Raw genomic sequence first — 16,825 nt, forward strand, 5'->3', positions numbered from 1 at the left:
CCCTGCGGCCATGCTGAAGCGCCTCTTGCGGCCGTTCGCCGCGCTCGCCCTCCTCCTCGCGCCCGTTGCCGCCCTGGCGGACGGGCTGATCGACAACGTCAACGGCATGACGCTGGACGAGAAGGGCGATGTGGTCCGCTTCACCGGCATCCTGTTCAACCGCGACGGCAAGATCACCCAGATCCTGACGCGCGAGGACAAGCGCCCCAAGAAGGTCGAGTGGAAGCTCGACATGGGCGGCAAGACCCTGCTCCCCGGCATGATCGACGCGCATGGCCATGTCATGGGGCTGGGCTCGCAGCTGATGCTGCTCGACCTGTCGGGCACCGCTTCGCTCGAAGAGGCGCTGGCGAAGATCAAAGCCTATGCCGACGCCAACCCGACCAAGTGGATCCTCGGCGGCGGCTGGAACCAGGAGACCTGGAAGCTCGGCCGCTTTCCGACCGCCGCGGAGCTCGACAAGGTGGTCAGCGACCGGCCGGTCTGGCTCGAGCGGGTCGATGGCCATGCCGCCTGGGCGAACAGCCGGGCGATCCAGATCGCCGGCGTCACCGCCGCGGCCAAGGACACCAATGGCGGCCGTATCGAGCGGGACGCCAAGGGGGCACCCGCCGGCGTGTTCGTCGACGGCGCGATGGGGCTGGTCGACAAGTTCATCCCCAAGCCCACCCCCCGGGAGAGGAACGCCGCCTTCCTCGCCGCGCAGGACAGGCTGCTCTCGCTCGGCATCACCGCCAGCGCCGACATGGGCACCACCACCGACGACTGGCTGACCTATCGCCGCATCGCCGATATCGGCCAGCTCCGCATGCGGATCATGAGCTATGCCCACGGCGTCGAGACGGCGTTGCAGGTGGCGGGGCAGGGGCCGACGCCCTGGCTCTATGGCGACAAGCTGCGGATGGGCGGGATCAAGCTCTATGCCGATGGCGCGCTGGGCAGCCGCGGCGCCTGGCTCAAGGCCGACTATAGCGACGGGCCGGGGAACAAGGGCCTGGGTTTCCTCACCGACGACCAGCTGCTCAACCTGATGACCCGCGGCGCGATGGACGGCTTCCAGATCGCGGTCCATGCGATCGGCGACCGTGCAAACCAGCAGGTGCTCGACGCGGTCGAGGTGCTGTCGGACACCTACAAGGACGATCGCCGCTGGCGGATCGAGCATGCCCAGATCGTCGATCCCAAGGACCTGCCGCGCTTCGCCAAGCTCGGCGTGATCGCCTCGATGCAGCCGGTCCACCAGACCAGCGACATGAACATGGCCGAGGCGCGGCTGGGCAAGGATCGGCTCGCCGGCGCCTATGCCTGGAAGACGATGCTCAAGGACGGCACCCATATCGCCTTCGGCTCGGACTATCCGGTCGAGAGCCCCGATCCCTGGGCCGGCTGGGCGGTGAGCTTCACCCGCACCGATGCCAATGGCCAGCCGTTCGGCGGCTGGCGGATCGAGGAGGCGGTGACCCGCGAGCAGGGATGGGCGGGCTTCACCACCGGCGCGGCCTGGGCGGGCTTTGCCGAGAATCTGATCGGGCGCCTGGCGCCGGGCATGCGGGCCGACTTCATCATCGTCGACCGCGACCCGCTGCTTGCCGCGCCGGCCGACCTGCGCCGCACCCAGGTGCTCGAGACCTGGGTCGGTGGCGCGCGGGTCTATGTGAAGAAGTAGGATGACCGCTGCCTTGTTGAGACTGCGCCTGCTGGCGGGCGCCAACTGGCGCGAGCGTGCCGTCGCGGCGCTGGGTGCGGCGCTCGCCACCGGCATTGCCGGCTATGTCAGCACGCTGGTCGCCGGCCAGCATGCCGCTTTGCTCCTCGCCGCGCCGATCGGCGCCTCGGCGGTCATCCTGTTCGCGGTGCCCTCGAGCCCGCTCGGCCAGCCCTGGCCGGTGATCGGCGGCACGATCGTGTCGGTCGCCTGCAGCATCTTCGCGGCGCAGACGCTCGGCCACGGCGCGCTCGCCGCTGCGGTGGCGGTCGGGCTGTCGATCGTCGCCATGTCGGTGCTGCGCTGCCTGCATCCGCCCGGCGGCGGCTGCGCGCTGCTCGCGGTGGTGGGAAGCCCCGAGCTGCTGGCCAAGGGCTATTGGTTCGCGCTGGTGCCCGGCGGGCTCAACGCGCTGCTGCTCGTCCTGGTCGGCTATGTCTTCCACCGCTATTCGGGCCACAGCTATCCGCACCGCCCGGTGCCCGTGCCAGCCGATCCGCGCATCCTGCCCGAGGATATCGACGCGGCGCTGGCGGAAGCGCACGAGACGTTCGACATCAGCCCCGAGGATCTGGCGGCGCTGCTCGAGGCCGCCGAGCGCCACGCCATCGTTCGGCGGAAGCAGCGCAGGCGCGGATAAAGCAAAGGCCGCGATCCTTGCGGACCGCGGCCTCTTCTACCCCGTAGAACTTTTGCGTCAGGCGACGGCCGAAACCGGCTCATGCTCCTCGGCGCCGTCCGGCTCACGCAGCACATAGCCACGGCCCCAGACGGTTTCGATATAGTTGTCGCCCTCGCAGGCCATGCTCAGCTTCTTGCGCAGCTTGCAGATGAACACGTCGATGATCTTGAGCTCGGGCTCGTCCATGCCGCCATAAAGGTGGTTCAGGAACATTTCCTTGGTGAGCGTCGTGCCCTTGCGGAGCGAGAGCAGCTCCAGCATCGCATATTCCTTGCCGGTCAGGTGCACGCGGGCACCATCGACCTCGACCGTCTTCGCATCGAGGTTGACCGCCAGCTTGCCGGTGCGGATGACCGACTGGCTGTGGCCCTTCGAGCGGCGGACGACCGCGTGGATGCGGGCGACCAGCTCTTCGCGGTGGAAGGGCTTGGTCACGTAATCGTCGGCGCCGAAGCCGAACGAACGCACCTTGGAATCCATCTCGTTGATGCCCGAAAGGATCAGCACCGGCGTCTGCACGCGGGCGACGCGGACCTTCTTCAGGACGTCATACCCGTGCATGTCGGGCAGGTTCAGGTCGAGCAGGATGATGTCGTAATCATAGAGCTTGGCCAGGTCCAAGCCCTCCTCGCCGAGGTCCGTCGTATAGACGTTGAAGCCCTCGGTCGTGAGCATCAGCTCGATCGCCTTGGCAGTGCTCGGCTCGTCTTCGATCAGCAGCACGCGCATCGTCAAAGTCCCCTTGCCCGCAGGCTGCCTTGCCCCAATGAAAGGCATGCCTCGGACGATTCATTAACCTAAGCGTGTCTGAAGGCAAAAGGTTAATTTCTCCCTAACCGGCCTGACTCCACGAGTCGTAGGGAATCTACCTATGCGAGGACTCAGAACCGTTACGGAGTCGAGTCATTCCGATGGAATTCCCCACAGGTTTTGCGCAGCCGGTCCGACAGGAACTCGATCAGCGCCTCGACGCGGGCGGGCCGCAAGGTGCCCGGCGGCGTTAACAAATGCAGGCCGGCGGCACTGACCGACCAGTCCTCCAGCACCGCCTCCAGTTTACCATTTGCGAGCTCCTGCCCGATCAGGAAGTCCGGCAGCCGGGCAATGCCCAGGCCGGCGCACAGCGCAGGGATCATCGCGTCGCCGCTGTCGGTGCGGATCGGCCCGTCGATGCGCACCGCGGCCTCCTCGCCGCCTGCCTTGCGGAAGCGCCAGACGTCCGGATTGGCGGTGTTGGTATAGGCGAAGCAGGCATGATGGGCGAGGTCGGCAGGATGGCGCGGGCGGCCATGCTTGTCGAAATAGTCCGGCGAGCCGACGATGTGCGACACGACCGGGCCGAGCCGGCGCGCGCGCAGCGAGCTGTCCGGCAGTTCGGCGATGCGCAGTGCGATGTCGATGCCCTCGCCGACGATGTCGATGAAAGCGTCGGACAGGCGCAACTCGACCTTGATGCCTGGATAGAGCTTCATGAAGTCTGCCAGCACCGGCGACACCGCCTGGATGCCGAAGGTGAGCGGCGCGGCCAGGCGCACCAGTCCGGCGGGTGTGCTCGCCGATTCGAAGGCGGCTTCCTCGGCTGCCTGGCCTTCGTTGAGGATCCGCTGGGCATGGTCCGCCAGGCTGCGGCCGCTGTCGGTGAGCGTCAGCCGGCGCGAGGTGCGGTGGAACAGGGTGGTACCCAGGCGCCCCTCCAGCCGGGTGATTGCCTTGGATACGGTCGCCTTGGACACCGCCAGCGCGTCCGCCGCGCCTGAGAAGGAACGGTGTTCGACCACCGCGGCGAAGACGGCCCAGGCTTCGAAATCAGGTAGCTTCATTGATTGTGTCTCCCGCGGGCGTTCATGCGCGCCGCGTATCGATGGCGATCCAGTTCACTTCCCAGCTCTTGCCGCCATCGGCGGAGAAGGCCTGTTCGAACCGTGCGGAATTGGGCGTGATGTCCGAGATCACGAAGCGTACCAGGATGGCGCGGTCGTTCCAGCTGTCCTGGGCATAGAATTCGCCGCAGCCGCCGCGGAAGGCGCCGATCGTCGGCGGCGTCAGCACGCCCGTGCCGGCGCTGGTGAAATGGAGTGCCCATTGGCGCGCCTTGGGATTGTACAGCCGCAACGACGCGCCTTCGATGCGGCCGGCCGGGCCTGCGACCTTGAGCTCCACAATATTGGCGCGCCCGTCCATCACCGGGCGGACGTCGGTCGTGCCCTCATATTCGAGCCAGGCCGTCGATCCGGACAGCGGGCTCTTCAGGCGCTTGAGCTTGGTCGTCCAGGAGCCGATCTCCCAGTCGAAATCCCTCTGGCCATCGGCATTGGCAGACGCGGTGGCGGGGCAGGTGACCGGGAGCGGAGCCTGCTGTGCCAGCACCGGGACGGGCAGGGCGAGAAGGGCGGCGTGGAGCGGAAGTCGACGGAGCGGATGCGGCATGACGGCTGCTTTCGGCTGTGGACTTGCCCAGCCTAGCAGCTTTGCCGGCGAACGGAAGGGTTTCGAAACGATCGGTTTCCAACGTTTCCATTTACGGCGCGATCCGCTGCCCTATCTTCCTGCTCAACACAGGAGGTTCACACCCCATGATCGACAAGAGACCCTTTGATACGCTCGGCCATGCCGACCATGGCTGGTTGAACGCACGGCACCATTTCAGCTTTGCCGACTATTATGATCCGAGCCGCATGAGCTGGGGCGCGCTGCGCGTCTGGAACGATGACGAGATCGCCGGCGGGGCCGGCTTCCCGCCGCATCCGCACCAGGACATGGAAATCATCACCTATGTCCGCAAGGGCGCGATCACCCACCAGGACTCGATGGGCAACAAGGGCCGCACCGGGGCCGGCGATGTCCAGGTTATGAGCGCAGGCACCGGCGTGCGCCATGCCGAGTATAATCTCGAGCCGGAGACGACGACGCTCTTCCAGATCTGGATCATGCCGCGTGAGCGGGGTGGCCAGCCGAGCTGGGGCGCCAAGCCTTTCCCCAAGGGCGATCGCTCGGGCAAGTTCGTCACCCTGGCGAGTGGTTTCGCCGACGACAGCGAGGCGCTGCCGATCCGGGCCGATGCCCGGGTGCTCGGTGCCACGCTGAAGGCCGGTGAGAGCGTCACCCACCAAGTGGGTGCCAATCGGCACGCCTATCTGGTGCCCGCAGCCGGCACGATCGAGATCGACGGCGAGCGGGTGAATGCCCGAGACGGAGCCGCGCTCGCCGGCGGCAAGACCTACACCATCACCGCGATCGAGGACGCCGAGATCGTCCTGGTCGACAGCGAATAACAAGGAAGGGAAATCATCATGTCCAAGATTCTCGTGCTCTACTACTCGTCCTATGGCCACCTCGCGAAGATGGCCGACGCCGTCGCCGAGGGCGCGCGCAGCGCCGGTGCGGTGGTGGATGTCCGCCGCGTTCCAGAGACTGCGCCGTTCGAAGTGGCGCAGGCCGCCGGCTTCGCGGTCGATCACAGCCATGAGGTGCTCGAGGACGTCAACGAGCTCGCCAACTATGACGGCATCATCGTCGGCGCGCCGACCCGCTTCGGGCGGATGGCGAGCCAGATGGCGAGCTTCTGGGATCGTGCCGGCGGCGTCTGGTTCCAGGGCCAGCTGAACGGCAAGGTCGGCGGCGCCTTCACCTCGACCGCGACCCAGCATGGCGGCCAGGAGACGACGCTCTTCTCGATCATTACCAACCTGCTGCACTTCGGCCTGAACATCGTCGGCCTCGACTATGGCTTCCAGGGCCAGGGCGGCGTCAACGAAGTGAAGGGCGGCTCGCCCTATGGCGCGACGACCATCGCGGATGGCGACGGCAGCCGCCAGCCGAGCGAGGTCGAGCTGGAAGGCGCCCGCTATCAGGGCCGCAAGGTCGCCGAACTGGCCAATAAGATCGCGGCTCCCCACCGCGAAGCCGAGACCGCGTAAATTCCCCCTCCTGGCGCGGTCTCCAGGGACGGCGGCCGACCTTCGGGTCCGGCCGCCGTTTTTATGTGCGGTGCGGCCGGCAGGGCAGGGAAGCTGGCCTGGGCAGCTGCGAAGCGGGCGCGGGCCGCGGGCGCGCCGACCCAGCGCCAATGCCAGGGTTCCCAGCCGACACCCTGCTTGTTGCCCGCCGGGAACGACATCTCGAAGCCGAATGCCGGCGCGTGGCGCATCAGCCATTGGCCGCCGGGCGTGAGGAAGAAGCATTGCTCGACCGCGCGGCAGTCGCCCCCGCGCTGGACGAAGTCGATCGCATAGCCGGTGGCATGCTCGCTATATCCCGGCGGTGCCACGAAGCGCGCCCGCAGCGCCGCCACCGCGTCGCAATTGCCGGCGCCCGCGCAGAACACCCGGCGCTGGTGCTGGATCGAGCGGAAGCAGGAGACGGCGCCCAATTCGATCCCTTCGGCCCGGGCGGCGGCCAGCAAGCGCTCGACATCGAACACTGCCTCGCGGGCCATGGAACAGCCTGGCAGGCTGGGAACCGGGAGCAGTTCGGCCGCGCCCATCTCGCCATAGGGCAGGTGATTGAACAGCCTGGCGACGGAGGCGGTTGCCGGCGGGGGCGGCGTGTCCTCCTCGGCCCGGGCCGCCAGCGGTGCGAGCAGGAGCATGGCGAAGACCGGGACACGCATAGGCAACCCCATCACGCTGCCGGAAGGGCATCACCGTTCAAACGCGGTTCAAGCGAAAAAGGTCACGCAACCATGCGCATTGCTGAATCGTTGCGCAGCTGTCTCGATCGGGTCAAATATCGACCCTAGTTGCAGCCAGGGGAGAATGAACCATGCTCGCACGAATTTCCTGCCTAGCCTTGTCCGCGGCGCTGATGGGTGCCACCGCCTCGGCCGCTCCGGCACCGAATCCCGCCGCGCCAGCCGCCATGCAGCGGGTGGACGGCAACAATGCCGGCCGCGTCCGTCACTCGGGCGGCGGTGCCTTTGTCGAGACGCGGCCCGGCCGCTGGGTCGAGTTCGCCGATGACGGCACGCTGATCCACCGCTTCGACGAGACCAACCGCAGCCGCGACGCGGTCAACCTCTACGATCCGTCGCGCGGCGCCCGCGTGCGCCTCGATATCCGCGGCGGCGTGATCTCGGGCATTCCGCGCACCGGCGGCCCGCGCCTGCTCTATCGCATCACCGACGTCGATCCGCGCCGTTCGAACGGCTGGGGCGACAGCGGCGGCTGGGGCGAGGGCGGCTGGGGCCGTCCGGGCGGTGGCCGCCCGGGTGGCGGCGGTGGCTGGGATCGTCCTGGCGGCGGCCGTCCCGGTGACGGCGGCGGCTGGGGCTCGGGTGGCGTGATCCGCGACATCGAGGTTGGCCCGATCTGGAACCAGCGCGACGCCGAGACCAAGTGCCGCGACAAGGCCCGCGACCTGCGCGCCGAATGGACCGGCAACTGGCACACCACCGCGCAGGGCCGCCAGTCGGTCTGCTCGATCCGCTTCCGGCGCTGAGCCGAGCATCCACCACCGCTGGCGCTTCGGCGCCGGCGGTGGCATGGGCGGGCGATGTTCAAGGATCGCGTGCTCTTCATCGATGGCGAAGCCCTGGTGATCGACAAGCCCGCCGGGCTGCCGGTCGATCGCCCGCGGGACCGTGCCGAAAGCGTCGAGGACCTGCTCGACCAGCTCACCTTCGGCTTCCAGCGCCTGCCGCTGCCCGTCCACCGGCTCGACCGCGACACCAGCGGCTGCCTGCTGCTCGCCCGCAATCCCAAAGCGATGAAGCGCTTCGCCCAGGCTTTCGAAGTCGGCGCCGTCACCAAGCGCTACCTCGCCATCCTCGACGGCGAACCCAGGGATGACAGCGGCACGATCGATCTGCCGCTCGGCAAGGTCTCGACTCGCGAGGAGGGCTGGCGGATGGTCGGCGATCCCCGGGGCAAGCCGTCGATCACCCGCTACAAGGTGATGGAGCGCAAGGACGGCAAGAGCCTGGTCGCCTTCTATCCCGAGACCGGCCGCACCCATCAGATCCGCGTCCATGCCGCCGAGGGGCTGGGCGTGCCGGTGCTGGGCGACCCGGTTTATGGCCGGGGTGGGCCGGCGATGATGCTCCATGCCGTCGAGCTGACCGTGCCGCGCGAGGGCAAGCCCGATATCCACGCCACCGCGCCGCTGCCGGTGCGCTTCCACAATGCGGGCTTCGGCCGTGGCTGAGCTGCCCGACGAGGCGATCGTCGAGGAGAAGTTCCTCGCCTCGACCGGCCCGGGCGGGCAGAACGTCAACAAGGTCGCCACCGCCGTTCAGCTGCGCATCGACGTGTTCAAGCTCGGCCTCGCGCCCTATGCCTATCAGAAGCTCAAGACGCTGGCCGGCACCAAGCTGACCAGCGGCGGCGAGCTGGTGATCACTGCCCGCAAGTTCCGCACCCAGGAAGCCAATCGCGCCGATGCGCGCGAGCGGGTGATCGAGCTGATCGAGAAGGCGCACGAGCGTGACGCCAAGCGGATCAAGACCAAGCCGAGCAAGGCGGCGAAGGCCCGGCGGGTGGACGAGAAGAAGGGGCGTTCCCAAGTTAAGGCCGGACGCGGCAAGGTGAGACTGGACTGATATGTACGCCTTCGACATCGAAACCACCGACAAGACCGAGCTCTACCGCGACCTCGCCGCGGCGCTCGATTCGCTTACCGCCGACGAGCCCGACGCGATCGCCAACATGGCGAATGTCTCCGCACTGATCTGGCAGTATCTGCCCGACCTCAACTGGGCCGGCTTCTACCGCAACGTGAACGACGAGCTCGTCCTCGGGCCGTTCCAGGGCAAGGCCGCCTGCATCCGCATCCCGTTCGGCAAGGGCGTGTGCGGGGCTGCCGCCACGACTCGCGAGACCCAGCTGGTCGAGGACGTGCACGCGTTCCCCGGCCATATCGCCTGCGATGCGGACAGCCGCTCGGAGCTGGTCGTGCCGATCGTCGTCCAGGGCAAGTTGATCGGCGTGCTCGATCTCGACAGCCCCAATCCGGCACGCTTCGATGCCGGCGACGCGGCGGGTTGCGAGGCGCTGATGCGGATTCTGGGTCCCCGCCTGGCCGGCTGACCCGGATCGGGACTCCGTTAAGCATAGGCAAAAGTGGCGCCGGCCCCGCGCGGGGTTTAATTCTTCGTCAACCATGGGAGCGACGCGGGCTCCTGAATGGCGAAGGAGTGTATGATGCGTCACCTGATCAAGCCGGCCCTGATGGCCACGGCGCTGCTGGCAACCCTGCCGGCGGCCGCGCAGGTGACGTCGCCCGGCCCGACCTGGGGCGGCAGCGGCGGTCCGATCCCGGCGCCCGGCGGCACCTATGGCCTTAGCGTGCCGATGCCGCCGCCTCCGCGCGTCTCGCCCAACCCCCCGCACATCCCCGGTCCGCCGCCGGGCGGCCATGGCCGCCCGGGCGTGCCGACCGCCGGTCCGCGCGTCTGGCAGAATGGCCGCTGGAACGCCTTGCCGCCGCGGGGCCATGGCCAGGTCGCCCGGCATGACGGCAATCGCTGGGGCGGGATGGTCAACGGCCGCTGGTATGCCGGCGCCCAGGCGCCCGGCGGCTGGGGCGGCTATCGCCGGCTCGGCCGCGGCCATCATCTGCCCAATTACTGGATGGGCAGCGGCTTCCGCATCCCCGACTATCTGAGCTGGGGCCTTGCCGCGCCGCCCGCCGGCTATTTCTGGGTGCGCTATTATGACGACGCCGTGCTGGTCGACGACGGCGGCGACGTGTGGGACTCGGTGAGCGGGATCGGCTGGACCGATGCCGATGCCTGGTCCGATTCGAGCGGCAGCTACTCGAACGCCTACAGCTATTCGAGCGCGGGCGCCGGCTATCGCGAGCCGATCCAGTCCGTCGACCCGAACGATTATTATGACGGTTACTCCAGGGGGAGTCTGCCGCCGGCTGGTGCGATCGGTGCACCGCCGGCGGCACAGGTCCAGGGCTATTATGGCTCGGGCCAGGCCTATCAGGGCGGCGGCAGCTACCAGGCGGGCGCGGTCTATTATGGCGCGCCGGTGGGCACGACCGTGATCGTCATCCCCGGCGCGACCACGACCACCACCACGGTGACCGAGGAAGTGATCGAGAGCCGCGCGACCTATGTCCGCTCGGCCCCGCGCCGCGTGGTGCGCAAGGCGCCGGTGCGGCGCTACCGCGCGCCGGTGGTGAAGTGCTGCGTCTGCGGCTGCCGCTGAGTTCCTACGCTGCCAGGCTGAGGCGACTCGGCAAAGTACACGAAGTACACGCCCAGAGCGGGTTTTTCGGCGCCCAAGATTGCGAAGGTCGTGCACTGAAGGGAGTGCGCGTCGGTCGTGGCGCAACGTCCGTGCGCGCGGCAATTCCTATATTTCCTACGGGTCAAAGAGCGGTCCGAAGACGGCTGAGCCAAGCAGGCGGAATCCTATTTTGCAACAGTACATTCCCCTCCCTGGAAGGGAGGGGTTAGGGGTGGGTGGAGGCTTGGCGATACTGTCGCCTTTTGCCTGATCTCACCCGTGTCGCGTGCAAATAGCCACCCCCAACCCCTCCCTTCCAGGGAGGGGAGCAGAAAGGGACGGCTCAGCGCCGCCCGAACGTCACCAAACTCTCGCTGCCGTCGGCACCGATCGCCGAGACGCCGACGAAGCTGTCGTCGACCACCACGCCCTTGAGGCTCGTCTCGGTGCCGGTGACGTCGCGCTGGCTGGTCCAGTCTTGCGCGTCGGCGCGGCGCCAGTGGATGCGGTACTTGGCTGCGCCAGGGACGGCGGTCCACTTCACCGAGGTGTCGGCGGCGAGGGCGCCGCCGATCGTCACCTTGTCGGGCGCGGCGGGGGCCGAGGCGAGGCGGCGGATTGTCGCGACGTTGAGCGCGGTCACCTTGGCGAGATAGGGGAAGTCCATCTTGTCGACCGTGTCGCCCTTGCCGGGGACGAGGTCCTGGTGCTGGGCGTCGTAATTCTCGACGCCGACCGAGAAGCGCACCGCCGGATAGCCGAGCCGGAGAAAGGGCGTGTGATCGCCGCCCCGGCCGAACCGGTCGGGCCGGCGGACGAGGAAGGCGTCGAGTCCCGCGGGAACGGTGCCGGCGACCTGGTCGATCGCCTTGGCGAGCGCGCGCGACGGGCCGTCGTCCTCGCCGCCATCGGCGCGCAGGCCCTTCAGCGCCTTGGGCTCGTCATTCTCGCCGAAGGTCTCGGAGAAGACGCGCACCCGGTCCGCGACCTTCTGGCCATTGGTGCCGACCGTGTTGCCGACGATGTCGTTGTTGAGGACGGCGGTGACCGTCCAGCCGCGCTCCTTGGCGGTCTCGGCGAGCAGCTGGCCGCCATACAGGCCCTGCTCCTCGCCCGACAGTGCGGCATAGACGATCGTCGCCTTGAACTTCTGCTTAGACAGGATCCGCGCGGCTTCGAGCACCAGGGCGGTGCCCGATCCGTCGTCATTGGCGCCGGGAGCGTCGGCGGTGGCGTTCATCACATTGGTCACGCGGCTGTCGATATGGCCCATCACGATGACGACGCGCTTGGGATCGGTGCCGGCCTGGAAGCCGAGCACGTCGACGATATTGACGCCGTTCGGGGCGCGATCGCCGGTGAAGCTGCGGGCGATGTTGGCGACTTCGATGCAGTTGCACTGGTCGCCGATCTTCGAAAGCTCGGCCGCGAACCAGCGGCGCGCCGCGCCGATGCCGCGGGTGGGGTTGTCGGGATCGGAAAGCGTGTGGCGGGTGCCGAAGCTCACCAGCTTCTCGACGTCTGCCTTGAGCCGGGCGGGGTCGGGCTTTTCCTGGGCCTGGGCGGGGAGGGCGATCAGGGCGAGGGGGGCTAGGGCTAGGATGCGCATGGGGGGAGAGTGGCGGGGGAGGGGCGGTGGGTCAACAGCGCCCAGGATCGCCGTCCCGCCTAATAATCGTCATCCCGGCGAAAGCCGGGATCTCAGGCGATGGCGGGTAAAGAGCCGCACGAGATCCCGGCTTTCGCCGGGATGATGGTTTTTTTCTCGCGCCGCTTCTCAACTCAACCGATCGATCGCGTCCATGTCGAGCGCGCCCGGAATCACCATCAACGGCACCGGCAGGTTGCCGGCGTCCGATCCGGCGAAGTGGGTGACCAACGGCCCCGGCGGGCCGCTTGCCGCGGCGCCGAGCACCAAAGCGGCGATCTCGCGATTGGCGGCGAGCATCTCGCGGACGATTTTGGGACCGTCGCCCTCGCGCACCGTGATCGAGGGCTGGAGGCCCGACTCGGAGAACAGGGTGCCGGCCGCGCGGGCGACCAGGGCCTCGGCGCGTTCGCGCGCTTCCTCCTCGATCGTCGCCATCACGCCGCCCCACTGGACGAAGTCCATCTTGGGAATCAGGGCCAGGATTTCGACGTTTCCGCCGGTCTTCGCGGCGCGCCGCGCGGCGAAGCGCAGTGCGATCTCGGCCTCGGGGCTCTCGTCGATCACCACCAGATAGGTGCGCATGGATTGATCCTCTCGCTCGTGCGTTACGTGCCCCGTAGCGTCATTTCCTGCAAGCGCGTCTCTTGACCCGGGGCGGGGGCGGCGCAAAGAGGGCCCGAACCTGTTCCGGGCTCCAATGACGGGAACCTTCATGTCGATCGAAATCAAGATGCCTGCGCTTTCCCCCACCATGGAAGAGGGCACCCTCGCCAAGTGGCTCGTCAAGGAAGGCGACACCGTAAAGTCCGGCGACCTCATGGCCGAGATCGAGACCGACAAGGCCACCATGGAATTCGAAGCGGTGGACGAGGGCGTGATCGCCAAGATCCTCGTCGCCGAGGGCACCGACAATGTGAAGGTCGGCACCGTGATCGCAATCATCGCCGGTGAGGGCGAGGACGCCTCGACCGCCGCTGCCGCGCCGGCCCCGACTCCGGTGGCCGCCCCGGCGCCGGCACCTGCCGCCGCTCCGGCACCGACTCCGGCCGCTGCGCCTGCGCCGACTCCGGCACCCGCCCAGGCCCAGGCCGCTTCGGGTGACCGCGTGAAGGCCAGCCCGCTCGCCAGGCGCATCGCCGCCGAGAAGGGCGTCGACTTGGCCGGCGTGACCGGCACCGGTCCGAACGGCCGTATCGTCAAGGCGGACATCGAGGGCGCCAAGCCCGGCGCCGCGCCGGCCGCCGCCGCTCCTGCGGCTTCGGCTGCTGCGCCTGCGGCAACGCCCGCTGCCGCCCCGGCCGAGCACAAGCCGGTCTGGTGGGACGAATCGATCCCGCACGAGGCCGAGAAGCTCTCGAACATCCGCAAGACGATCGCGCGCCGCCTCACCGAGTCGAAGCAGACCGTTCCGCACATCTACCTGACGCTCGACATCCGCCTCGACGCGCTGCTCAAGCTGCGCGGCGACCTGAACAAGGCGCTCGAGGCGCGCGGCGTGAAGCTTTCGGTCAACGACCTGCTGATCAAGGCGCTCGGCGTGGCACTGGCCCAGGCGCCGAAGTGCAACGTCACCTACACCGGCGACCAGCTGATCAAGTACAGCCGCGCGGACGTGTCGGTCGCGGTTTCGACCCCGACCGGCCTGATCACCCCGATCATCCGCGACGCCGCCAACAAGGCGGTCTCGGCGATCTCGCAGGAGATGAAGGACCTTGCCGGCCGTGCCCGCGAAGGCAAGCTGAAGCCGGAAGAATATCAGGGCGGCACCGCGTCGCTGTCGAACATGGGCATGTTCGGCATCAAGCAGTTCGAGGCGGTGATCAATCCGCCCCAGGGCATGATCATGGCGATCGGCGCGGGCGAGAAGCGTCCGTACATCGTCGATGACGCGCTGGGCGTGGCGACCGTGATGTCGGCCACGGGCAGCTTCGATCACCGTGCGATCGACGGGGCCGACGGCGCCGAGATGATGAAGATCTTCAAGGAGCTGGTCGAGAATCCCTTCGGGATGATCGCCTGAACCGGAGGGCTGCGCCGATGCGCGTGCTGATCGAAGTGGTGCATATCGCGATCGGGCTGATCGCCGCGGCGTTGATCTCCGCGGCGGCCGCCTGGTCCTATCCGCGCGCGACCGGTGACATCTGGCTGGTCGGCTATGCCTGCATGATCGCCGTGGTGGCGATGGGCGTGGGCCCGGTGCGCAAGGCGTTCGCCGAGGACAAGGCGAAGCTTGCCGGCGGCACGGGGACGCAGGTCGATGGTTGAGGGCGGCTCCACTCCTCCGCAGCAGCAGCCGGCGATCCGGGTCAGCACCATGCCGGCCGACGCCAATGCCTATGGCGACATCTTCGGCGGCTGGCTGATGGGCCAGATGGACTTGGCCGCCGGGCTGGTCGCCGCGCGCCATTCGCGCGGGCGAGCCGTGACGGTCGCCGTCGAGGGCATGAAGTTCCACGCGCCGGTCTCGGTGGGCGACGAAGTCTCGGTGTTCGCCGACATCGTCAAGGTCGGACGCACCTCGATGACGATCGAGGTCCAGTCCTGGCGCCGCGCCCGGCATTCGGAAGAGAGCTGCCTGGTCACGCAGGCGCAGTTCGTCTTCGTCGCGGTGGACGAGCACAAGCGGCCGCGGCCGATCGATGCAACCGCTGCCTGACGCCCTATATTCGCATTCAACCCAATTGAAGGATTCCTCCCTTGGCTGACACCTATGACGTGATCGTGCTCGGTTCGGGCCCCGGCGGCTATGTGGCGGCGATCCGCGCCGCGCAGCTGGGCCTCAAGACGGCGATCGTCGAGCGCGAGCTGCTGGGCGGCATCTGCCTCAACTGGGGCTGCATCCCCACCAAGGCGCTGCTCCGCTCGTCCGAGATCTTCCACTATATGCAGCACGCCAAGGATTACGGCCTGGTCGCCGAGAAGATCAGCGCCGACCTGGAAGCCGTGGTGAAGCGCTCGCGCGGTGTCGCCAAGCAGCTCAACCAGGGCGTCACGCACCTGATGAAGAAGAACAAGATCGCGGTGCACTTCGGCACCGGCGTGCTGACCGCGCCGGGCAAGCTGACCGTGACCGCCGAGGACGGCAAGAAGACCGATATCGAGGCGAAGAACATCATCGTCGCCACCGGTGCCCGTGCGCGTGATCTTCCGTTCGCCAAGGCCGACGGCAAGCGCATCTGGACCTACCGGACGGCGATGACCCCGCCGGAGATGCCGACCAAGCTGCTGGTCATCGGCTCGGGCGCGATCGGCGTCGAGTTCGCCAGCTTCTACAACGACATGGGCGCCAAGGTGACCATCGTCGAGATGCTCGACCGGATCGTGCCGGTGGAGGACAAGGACGTCTCCGCGCATCTTGAGAAGCAGTTCAAGAAGCAGGGCATGGACATCCGCACCGCGACCGGCGTCGAGAAGATCGACGTTACCGGCTCGGGCGTGAAGGCCTCGATCAAGGGCAAGGACGGCAAGGTCACCGTCGAGGAGTTCAGCCACGTCATCGTCGCGGTCGGCATCGTGCCGAACACCGAGAATATCGGCCTCGAGACGCTGGGCGTGAAGACCGAGCGCGGCCACATCGTCACGGACGCCGCGTGCAAGACCAATGTCGCCGGCCTCTATGCGATCGGTGACGTCACCGCGCCGCCGTTCCTCGCGCACAAGGCGAGCCATGAGGGCGTGATCGCGGTCGAGGCGATCGCCGGCAAGCATCCGCACGCGATGGACGTCCGCAACATCCCGGGCTGCACCTATTGCCACCCGCAGATCGCGTCGGTCGGCCTCACCGAGGCCAAGGCCAAGGAAGCGGGCTATGAGGTCAAGGTCGGCAACTTCCCCTTCATCGGCAACGGCAAGGCGATCGCGCTGGGCGAGGCCGAGGGTTTCGTGAAGACGGTGTTCGACGCCAAGACCGGCGAGCTGCTCGGTGCGCACATGATCGGCGCGGAAGTGACCGAGATGATCCAGGGCTACACGATCGGCAAGACGCTCGAGACCACCGAGGCCGAGCTGATGGAGACGGTGTTCCCGCACCCGACGATCAGCGAGACGATGCACGAGGCGGTCCTCGGCGCCTACGGCCGCGCGCTGCACATCTAAGCGGCCTTCACGCTTTGTTTCAAATCTTCCGCCATGTTCCCCGGAACTGGTGGGAGATTTGGCGTGCGCGCGTTCAAGCTGATTCTGTCGCTGCTGCCCCTGCTCTATGTCGGCGGGCTGCTCTATTATTTCACCGGCTTCTCGGGCTGGAGCGACGGCCCGATGGCGGGCGGGCTGGGGCCGACGGTGCTCGGGCTGGCGGCGGTCGGGCTGATCTTCTGCATCCCGCTGGCGTTCCGGCTGTTCAAGCTGGTGATCACGCCGCGCGGGCCGACAGGTGCCCGGGAAGGCGTGGAGGAAGAGGCGGGGTCGGACTTCGATGCCGATGCGGCGCTGGCGCGCTACCTCGCACGCAAGGCCGCGGCCGGCGAGCCGATGCCCGAGGCGTCCGCCGCCTTCGCCCCGGCCGCGCCCCCACAGGGCGACGCCCCGCGCCCGGTGTTCGGCCGCAAGACCAGCTGAAGGCCTCGCATTGACGCGCGTGTCGCCCGCTGCATGGGCGGCGCTCGCGGCATCTT

Annotated in this window: 20 protein-coding genes; 14 read left to right on the forward strand and 6 right to left on the reverse strand. The window is 67.9% G+C overall.

Annotated features, from left to right (window positions below; all coding sequences use genetic code 11):
• The first annotated feature begins 10 nt into the window (after positions 1-10).
• Both ACEN8G_RS03660 and ACEN8G_RS03665 read left to right on the forward strand, forming a co-directional pair.
• A complete protein-coding gene (locus tag ACEN8G_RS03660) occupies positions 11-1,666 on the forward strand; it encodes an amidohydrolase (protein ID WP_413418040.1) in 1,656 nt (551 codons plus the stop codon).
• Position 1,667: 1 nt separating this feature from the next.
• On the forward strand, positions 1,668-2,345 hold the full coding sequence (locus ACEN8G_RS03665) for an HPP family protein (RefSeq protein ID WP_413418038.1): 678 nt from the start codon (positions 1,668-1,670) through the stop codon (positions 2,343-2,345).
• A gap of 57 nt (positions 2,346-2,402) precedes the next feature.
• Here the strand turns inward: ACEN8G_RS03665 and ctrA are convergent, their stop codons facing one another.
• The 3 genes from ctrA to ACEN8G_RS03680 all read right to left on the reverse strand — a co-directional run bounded on the left by ctrA (position 2,403) and on the right by ACEN8G_RS03680 (position 4,814).
• Positions 2,403-3,116, reverse strand: a complete 714-nt coding sequence (ctrA, locus tag ACEN8G_RS03670; protein ID WP_413418036.1) for a response regulator transcription factor CtrA — start codon at positions 3,114-3,116, stop codon at positions 2,403-2,405.
• A 161-nt stretch (positions 3,117-3,277) separates the two neighbouring features.
• Positions 3,278-4,207, reverse strand: coding sequence for a LysR substrate-binding domain-containing protein (locus ACEN8G_RS03675; protein WP_413418034.1), 930 nt, complete (start codon positions 4,205-4,207; stop codon positions 3,278-3,280).
• A gap of 22 nt (positions 4,208-4,229) precedes the next feature.
• Positions 4,230-4,814, reverse strand: a complete 585-nt coding sequence (locus tag ACEN8G_RS03680; RefSeq protein ID WP_413418032.1) for a hypothetical protein — start codon at positions 4,812-4,814, stop codon at positions 4,230-4,232.
• A gap of 146 nt (positions 4,815-4,960) precedes the next feature.
• Here ACEN8G_RS03680 and ACEN8G_RS03685 point away from each other — a divergent pair, with 146 nt between their 5' ends.
• Both ACEN8G_RS03685 and wrbA read left to right on the forward strand, forming a co-directional pair.
• Complete coding sequence (locus tag ACEN8G_RS03685; RefSeq protein WP_413418030.1) at positions 4,961-5,659, forward strand: pirin family protein; 699 nt, start codon at positions 4,961-4,963, stop codon at positions 5,657-5,659.
• An 18-nt stretch (positions 5,660-5,677) separates the two neighbouring features.
• The gene (wrbA, locus tag ACEN8G_RS03690) at positions 5,678-6,304 is read left to right on the forward strand and encodes an NAD(P)H:quinone oxidoreductase (protein ID WP_307118097.1); all 627 of its coding nucleotides are present in this window, start codon (positions 5,678-5,680) and stop codon (positions 6,302-6,304) included.
• Here wrbA and ACEN8G_RS03695 read toward each other — a convergent pair.
• A complete protein-coding gene (locus ACEN8G_RS03695; protein WP_413418027.1) occupies positions 6,235-6,996 on the reverse strand; it encodes a M15 family metallopeptidase in 762 nt (253 codons plus the stop codon). The two genes, wrbA and ACEN8G_RS03695, sit on opposite strands and share 70 nt — an antisense overlap.
• A gap of 152 nt (positions 6,997-7,148) precedes the next feature.
• Here ACEN8G_RS03695 and ACEN8G_RS03700 point away from each other — a divergent pair, with 152 nt between their 5' ends.
• From ACEN8G_RS03700 to ACEN8G_RS03720, 5 genes are all read left to right on the forward strand, one after another.
• On the forward strand, positions 7,149-7,823 hold the full coding sequence (locus tag ACEN8G_RS03700) for a mannan-binding protein (protein WP_413740734.1): 675 nt from the start codon (positions 7,149-7,151) through the stop codon (positions 7,821-7,823).
• A gap of 54 nt (positions 7,824-7,877) precedes the next feature.
• Positions 7,878-8,528 (forward strand): RluA family pseudouridine synthase, encoded by a 651-nt coding sequence (locus tag ACEN8G_RS03705; RefSeq protein ID WP_413419069.1) that lies wholly within the window; start codon positions 7,878-7,880, stop codon positions 8,526-8,528.
• Positions 8,521-8,922, forward strand: coding sequence for an alternative ribosome rescue aminoacyl-tRNA hydrolase ArfB (gene arfB, locus ACEN8G_RS03710; RefSeq protein ID WP_413419067.1), 402 nt, complete (start codon positions 8,521-8,523; stop codon positions 8,920-8,922). The genes ACEN8G_RS03705 and arfB overlap by 8 nt, the downstream gene beginning before the upstream one ends.
• 1 nt (position 8,923) lies before the next feature.
• A complete protein-coding gene (locus ACEN8G_RS03715; protein WP_413419065.1) occupies positions 8,924-9,409 on the forward strand; it encodes a GAF domain-containing protein in 486 nt (161 codons plus the stop codon).
• 114 nt (positions 9,410-9,523) lie between these two features.
• Positions 9,524-10,540 (forward strand): RcnB family protein, encoded by a 1,017-nt coding sequence (locus ACEN8G_RS03720; protein WP_413740735.1) that lies wholly within the window; start codon positions 9,524-9,526, stop codon positions 10,538-10,540.
• A 364-nt stretch (positions 10,541-10,904) separates the two neighbouring features.
• On the opposite strand, the gene ACEN8G_RS03725 is transcribed toward ACEN8G_RS03720, so the two are convergent.
• The gene (locus tag ACEN8G_RS03725) at positions 10,905-12,170 is read right to left on the reverse strand and encodes a M20/M25/M40 family metallo-hydrolase (protein ID WP_413740736.1); all 1,266 of its coding nucleotides are present in this window, start codon (positions 12,168-12,170) and stop codon (positions 10,905-10,907) included.
• A 168-nt stretch (positions 12,171-12,338) separates the two neighbouring features.
• Positions 12,339-12,794 (reverse strand): universal stress protein, encoded by a 456-nt coding sequence (locus ACEN8G_RS03730; protein ID WP_413418218.1) that lies wholly within the window; start codon positions 12,792-12,794, stop codon positions 12,339-12,341.
• 130 nt (positions 12,795-12,924) lie between these two features.
• Here ACEN8G_RS03730 and ACEN8G_RS03735 point away from each other — a divergent pair, with 130 nt between their 5' ends.
• The 5 genes from ACEN8G_RS03735 to ACEN8G_RS03755 all read left to right on the forward strand — a co-directional run bounded on the left by ACEN8G_RS03735 (position 12,925) and on the right by ACEN8G_RS03755 (position 16,769).
• Positions 12,925-14,232, forward strand: coding sequence for a pyruvate dehydrogenase complex dihydrolipoamide acetyltransferase (locus ACEN8G_RS03735; RefSeq protein ID WP_413418216.1), 1,308 nt, complete (start codon positions 12,925-12,927; stop codon positions 14,230-14,232).
• A gap of 17 nt (positions 14,233-14,249) precedes the next feature.
• Positions 14,250-14,477 (forward strand): hypothetical protein, encoded by a 228-nt coding sequence (locus ACEN8G_RS03740; RefSeq protein ID WP_413418214.1) that lies wholly within the window; start codon positions 14,250-14,252, stop codon positions 14,475-14,477.
• Positions 14,470-14,868, forward strand: a complete 399-nt coding sequence (locus tag ACEN8G_RS03745; protein WP_413418212.1) for an acyl-CoA thioesterase — start codon at positions 14,470-14,472, stop codon at positions 14,866-14,868. Before ACEN8G_RS03740 ends, ACEN8G_RS03745 begins: the two co-directional genes overlap by 8 nt.
• A 41-nt stretch (positions 14,869-14,909) precedes the next feature.
• Positions 14,910-16,307 carry a dihydrolipoyl dehydrogenase gene (gene lpdA / locus ACEN8G_RS03750; RefSeq protein WP_413418210.1) on the forward strand — a complete coding sequence of 466 codons (1,398 nt, stop codon included), beginning with the start codon at positions 14,910-14,912 and terminating at the stop codon, positions 16,305-16,307.
• A 63-nt stretch (positions 16,308-16,370) separates the two neighbouring features.
• Positions 16,371-16,769: a hypothetical protein gene (locus ACEN8G_RS03755; protein WP_413418208.1), complete on the forward strand. Its 399-nt coding sequence runs from the start codon at positions 16,371-16,373 to the stop codon at positions 16,767-16,769.
• The last annotated feature ends 56 nt before the right edge of the window (positions 16,770-16,825 follow it).

It is taken from the genome of Sphingomonas sp. Sphisp66, assembly GCF_047324325.1.
Lineage (GTDB): Bacteria > Pseudomonadota > Alphaproteobacteria > Sphingomonadales > Sphingomonadaceae > Sphingomonas.